This is a genomic window from Aestuariivirga sp. (assembly GCF_044239095.1).
In the GTDB taxonomy this organism is placed as follows: domain Bacteria; phylum Pseudomonadota; class Alphaproteobacteria; order Rhizobiales; family Aestuariivirgaceae; genus Aestuariivirga.
In genome coordinates this window covers 1-4002 of sequence record NZ_JBIICB010000341.1, presented here as the reverse complement: position 1 = coordinate 4002, position 4002 = coordinate 1, and the positions used below count along the sequence as shown (strand labels likewise).

The following is a 4002-nucleotide window of genomic DNA, read 5'->3' as shown; positions in this document are numbered from 1 at the left end:
AAAACACATAACGAAAGACCCAAGCCCTTCGTATGGACAAAGTCCGCCGATGACATCCTCGCCGCCATCAAACGTTTCTGCCTCAGACAAAATCAAATCGCAAAAACTTCGGAATCAGGACACTAGCCTCGCCCGCCGTTGATCACGCGGAAGCGGCCCGGAGCGGGGGAGGGGGCGGCCGCCCGTTCCCCGTCCGCTTGGCGCGCGGACAGTAACTCGCGCCCCTTCAATGACTCATAATGCTTCAAGTCCGGATCGGGGAAGGCGAAGAGCCCGCCCAGCACCTGGGTCGTTTGGCCATCCGCCGACATCAGCGGCATGGCCACCATTTCCGCCACGATCCACTGGCCGCGGTCGGTCAGGAAGCGCATGCGCAGCAGGCCGGGCCGGTGCGTGCCGCTCACCCCGGACAGGAAGCGGCGGATTGTTCCGCTCTCGAAGCTGTCCCAGCCTTCGGTGATGCTGCGGCCCGTCACCTCGCGTTCCATCAGGGCCGTCACGGCGGTTCCGGCCAGCCGCCAGAGAAAATCCCCGGACGGGGCATCCTGTTCCGCAATGAACAGCCCCGGCATCAGCTTGCGCACCTGTTTCAGATCGAGATCCTCCCGGCGCGGGGCAGAGCGTTCGCCTCGCATCGCCTCCCAGGCCTTGAGCAGCATGCTGCTGAAGGGATGGACTCTTTCCTCTTGGCTTGCCCGCGGCTCCTCGCTAACCCACATCCCACCCTCGTTCCGGAGCGGTCCTCCGGTGTTTCATTATTGACCTTTATGGCACGTGCGATGCAGCCTTCGTGCCAGAAACAGGATTTCAACGTGTCCGATCAAATCCCTCCCGATGGAGTCCGGAGCAGCGCCAGCACGGCGCCTGTGTTCAATGCGCCAGCGGCCGTCCTGGCGGTGATCGCGGTTCTGGTGGCGGTGCACGTGCTCCTCTTCATTCTGGGTGAGGGCTGGCAGGTCTGGTCGCTTTACGCGCTGGCGCTCAACCCGGTGCGCTTCACGGACCCGGGCTTTCCCATGCCCGCGGGTGCGGCATACTGGTCGCCTTTCACCTATATGCTGCTCCATGGCGACTGGATGCATCTGACCTTCAATTCGCTCTGGCTTCTCGTGTTCGGAACGCCCGTCGCGCGCTATCTGGGCTCGCCGCGTTTCCTGCTGGTCTGCCTCGCGGCCGGTCTCGTGGGGGCGCTCGCCAGCATCGCGCTGCACTGGGGCCAGATGGTCTTCGTGATCGGCGCCTCAGGCGCAGTCTCGGGCCTGCTCGCGGCGGCCATTCCCCTCATGTATGGAAAGCGCGTCATGGGCGGCGCCAGGCCGCTCACCTTCAGTGAGTTCCTGGCGAGCCCGCGCGCGCTGATGTTCACCGCCATCTGGCTGGCGCTCACCCTGTTCTCGGGCGCTGCGGGCTGGACGGGCAATTCCTTCATGTCGGAGGGCGGCATCGCCTGGGAGGCGCATCTCGGCGGCTTCGTGGGCGGGCTTCTCGCCTTCTACGCGCTCGCCCCGCGCGCGCGTGCACCAGCCCCGAAACTGTGATACACTTGCCCCCGTTCTCGTCGCAGGAAGGAGGCTCTCATGGCAGTTGCTCACATCCTCAGGCAGAAAGGGTCGGACGTGGTCACCGTCTCACCCGCTGACAGTGTCCAGAAGATCGTCGATACCCTGTCCCGCCACCGCATCGGTGCCGTGGTGGTTGTCGGCGGAGATGGCGGCATCGCCGGCATCGTCTCGGAGCGCGACGTGGTGCGCGCCATCGCGGGCGATGGGCCGGGCATTCTCGGCAAGACCGCCGCAGACATCATGACCGTCAAGGTCACGACATGCGATCCCTCGGATTCCGAAGCCGAACTGATGCAGATGATGACGGAGAACCGCATCCGCCACCTTCCCGTGGTGTCGGGCGGCCGCCTCGCCGGCATGGTGTCCATCGGCGACGTGGTGAAGCTCCGCATGGAAGCAGTCGAGCGTGAGGCGGAAGAAATGAAGACCTACATCGCCTCGGCGGGCTAACCGATGAAACTCAGCCTGCCGCCCTCGAGCCTGCGGTAGAAGCAGCTGCGCCGGCCTGTGTGGCAGGAGACGCCCTTGCCCTGGGGCTCAGCCTTCACCTGCAGCACGTCCTGGTCGCAGTCGGTGAGGATCTCGACCACCTGCAACAGCTCGCCCGATGTCTCGCCCTTTTTCCAGAGGGACTGGCGCGAGCGGCTCCAGAAATGCGCAAGGCCCGTCTCCTGCGTCAGCTTCAGCGACTCTGCGTTCATATAGGCGAACATCAGCACCGTGCCGTCGCGCGCATCGGTCACGATGGCGGGAATGAGCCCCATGGAGTCAAACCGCGGCGTGAAGGCCGTGGTGTCCTCGAGGCCCCCGGCCATTCAGAGCGAGAAGCCGTTGGAGGGCGCCCTCAGCAGTTCCATGAAGCGCGCCTGCAGCACCGGGTTGGACTTGAACTCGCCGGTGAATTGCGTGGTGATGGTCGCAACATTGCGCTTGCCCACGCCCCGCATCGACATGCAGGTGTGAACAGCCTCCACCAGCACGGCCACGCCGCGCGGGTTCAGCGCATCCGAAATCGAATTGGCGATCTGCGCCGTCATCGTCTCCTGCGTCTGGAGCCGCCGCGCATAGATCTCGACGACGCGGGCCAGCTTGGAGATGCCCACCACCGCGCGCGTCGGAAGATAGGCCACATGCACGCGGCCCACGAAGGGGGCGATGTGGTGCTCGCAATGTGAGTTGAACTCGATGTCGCGCAGCATCACGATGTCGTCGTAGCCGCCCACATCCTCGAAGGTGCGGGAGAGGGCCTCCGCCGGATCCTCCTCATAGCCCGAGAAATACTCCCGGAACGCCTTGACCACGCGCTTCGGGGTATCGAGCAGGCCCTCGCGGTCCGGGTTGTCGCCCGCCCAGGCGAGCAGCGTGCGCACCGCGGCTTCCGCTTCCTCCTGGCTGGGCCGCTTCACCGGCTTCGTGGGGATCTTCTTGATGACTGCGTCCATGGGTCCTGGCTTCACTCTTCACTCAATATCCTGTAGGCGCTTGCCCGCCCGGTACTGCGGCCCCCATATCATGGCCGGAACCTGAAAGGCAAACCGCCAAACGACGGTTTGCGGCAGAATGCGCTTGCGATAGGATACTCAGATGATCGACGACATCTACAACCGCAAGATCCTGGGCTTCGCGGCAGATATTCCCCGGTTGCAACGCTTGGACGCGCCCGGCGCAACCGCGGTCGCCCATTCCCGCCTGTGCGGCTCCAAGGTAACGGTCGACCTCAGCATGAAGGACGGGGTGGTCAGCGATTTCGGCCATGAGGTGAAGGCCTGCGCCCTGGGCCAGGCCTCGTCCTCCATCATGGCCCGCCATGTGGTGGGCTCGACCCCCGCCGAACTCCGCGCCGTCCGCGATCAGGTCTACCGCATGCTGAAGGAGGAGGGCCCAGCCCCCTCCGGCAAGTGGGCAGATCTGGAAGCGCTCCTGCCCGTGCGTGACTTCAAGGCCCGCCACGCCTCCACGCTTCTCACCTTCGACGCGGTCGTCGATGCCGTGAACCAGATCGAGGCCAGCCAGCAGCAACCCGCCCGGGCCTGAGAGGCAAGAGCCCTCATCCGCCCTTCGGGCACCTTCTCCCATTGCTGCGCAACGGGAGAAGGGGAAATTATTGAAACCTGCATTCCCTTCTCCCATCGCAGGGCGACGGGAGAAGGGAAAAAATCTCAAAGTTTTCCCTTCTCCCGTCCGAAGGATGGGAGAAGGTGGCCGACAGGCCGGATGAGGGCCTCTTTCGGGCGGCAAGACTCGCGGAGACAGGCCCTCATCCCCCCTTCGGGGACCTTCTCCCATTGCTGCGCAACGGGAGAAGGGACTGGTAGTGACAATTCCCTTCTCCCGTCGCGACGCGATGGGAGAAGGTGGCCGACAGGCCGGATGAGGGCCTCTTTCGGGCGGCAAGACTCGCGGAGACAGGCCCTCATCCGCCCTTCGGGCACCTTCTCCC

General features: G+C 64.6%; 6 protein-coding genes and 2 pseudogenes. 5 read left to right on the top strand and 3 right to left on the bottom strand.

Annotation, left to right across the window (positions count from 1 at the left end; genetic code table 11):
* Positions 1-126, top strand: a pseudogene (locus ACILRA_RS20725) (IS630 family transposase); the annotation flags it as partial.
* Here the strand turns inward: ACILRA_RS20725 and ACILRA_RS20720 are convergent.
* Positions 123-719 carry a PAS domain-containing protein gene (locus ACILRA_RS20720; RefSeq protein WP_395663945.1) on the bottom strand — a complete coding sequence of 199 codons (597 nt, stop codon included), beginning with the start codon at positions 717-719 and terminating at the stop codon, positions 123-125. The pseudogene ACILRA_RS20725 and the gene ACILRA_RS20720 sit on opposite strands and share 4 nt — an antisense overlap.
* Positions 720-812: 93 nt before the next feature.
* Here ACILRA_RS20720 and ACILRA_RS20715 point away from each other — a divergent pair, with 93 nt between their 5' ends.
* From ACILRA_RS20715 to ACILRA_RS20705, 3 genes and pseudogenes are all read left to right on the top strand, one after another.
* Complete coding sequence (locus ACILRA_RS20715; protein WP_395663944.1) at positions 813-1538, top strand: rhomboid family intramembrane serine protease; 726 nt, start codon at positions 813-815, stop codon at positions 1536-1538.
* Between the two features lie 36 nt (positions 1539-1574).
* A pseudogene (locus ACILRA_RS20710) lies at positions 1575-1748 on the top strand (CBS domain-containing protein); the annotation flags it as partial.
* 54 nt (positions 1749-1802) lie between these two features.
* Entirely contained in the window at positions 1803-2012 is a 210-nt protein-coding gene (locus ACILRA_RS20705) for a CBS domain-containing protein (protein WP_395663946.1), read from the top strand.
* On the opposite strand, the gene hisI is transcribed toward ACILRA_RS20705, so the two are convergent.
* Both hisI and folE read right to left on the bottom strand, forming a co-directional pair.
* A complete protein-coding gene (hisI, locus tag ACILRA_RS20700) occupies positions 2009-2377 on the bottom strand; it encodes a phosphoribosyl-AMP cyclohydrolase (RefSeq protein ID WP_395663943.1) in 369 nt (122 codons plus the stop codon). The genes ACILRA_RS20705 and hisI overlap by 4 nt on opposite strands.
* Positions 2378-3004: a GTP cyclohydrolase I FolE gene (folE, locus tag ACILRA_RS20695; RefSeq protein WP_395663942.1), complete on the bottom strand. Its 627-nt coding sequence runs from the start codon at positions 3002-3004 to the stop codon at positions 2378-2380.
* Positions 3005-3146: 142 nt separating this feature from the next.
* Here folE and ACILRA_RS20690 point away from each other — a divergent pair, with 142 nt between their 5' ends.
* A complete protein-coding gene (locus ACILRA_RS20690; RefSeq protein ID WP_395663941.1) occupies positions 3147-3596 on the top strand; it encodes an iron-sulfur cluster assembly scaffold protein in 450 nt (149 codons plus the stop codon).
* Positions 3597-4002 lie beyond the last annotated feature (406 nt).

Excerpts from the sequence above, each read along its gene's own strand:
- ACILRA_RS20720 (WP_395663945.1), bottom strand. The coding sequence starts at position 719 with ATGTGGGTTAGCGAGGAGCCGCGGGCAAGCCAAGAGGAAAGAGTCCAT.
- ACILRA_RS20705 (WP_395663946.1), top strand. The coding sequence starts at position 1,803 with ATGACCGTCAAGGTCACGACATGCGATCCCTCGGATTCCGAAGCCGAA.
- hisI (WP_395663943.1), bottom strand. The coding sequence starts at position 2,377 with ATGGCCGGGGGCCTCGAGGACACCACGGCCTTCACGCCGCGGTTTGAC.
- folE (WP_395663942.1), bottom strand. The coding sequence starts at position 3,004 with ATGGACGCAGTCATCAAGAAGATCCCCACGAAGCCGGTGAAGCGGCCC.
- ACILRA_RS20690 (WP_395663941.1), top strand. The coding sequence starts at position 3,147 with ATGATCGACGACATCTACAACCGCAAGATCCTGGGCTTCGCGGCAGAT.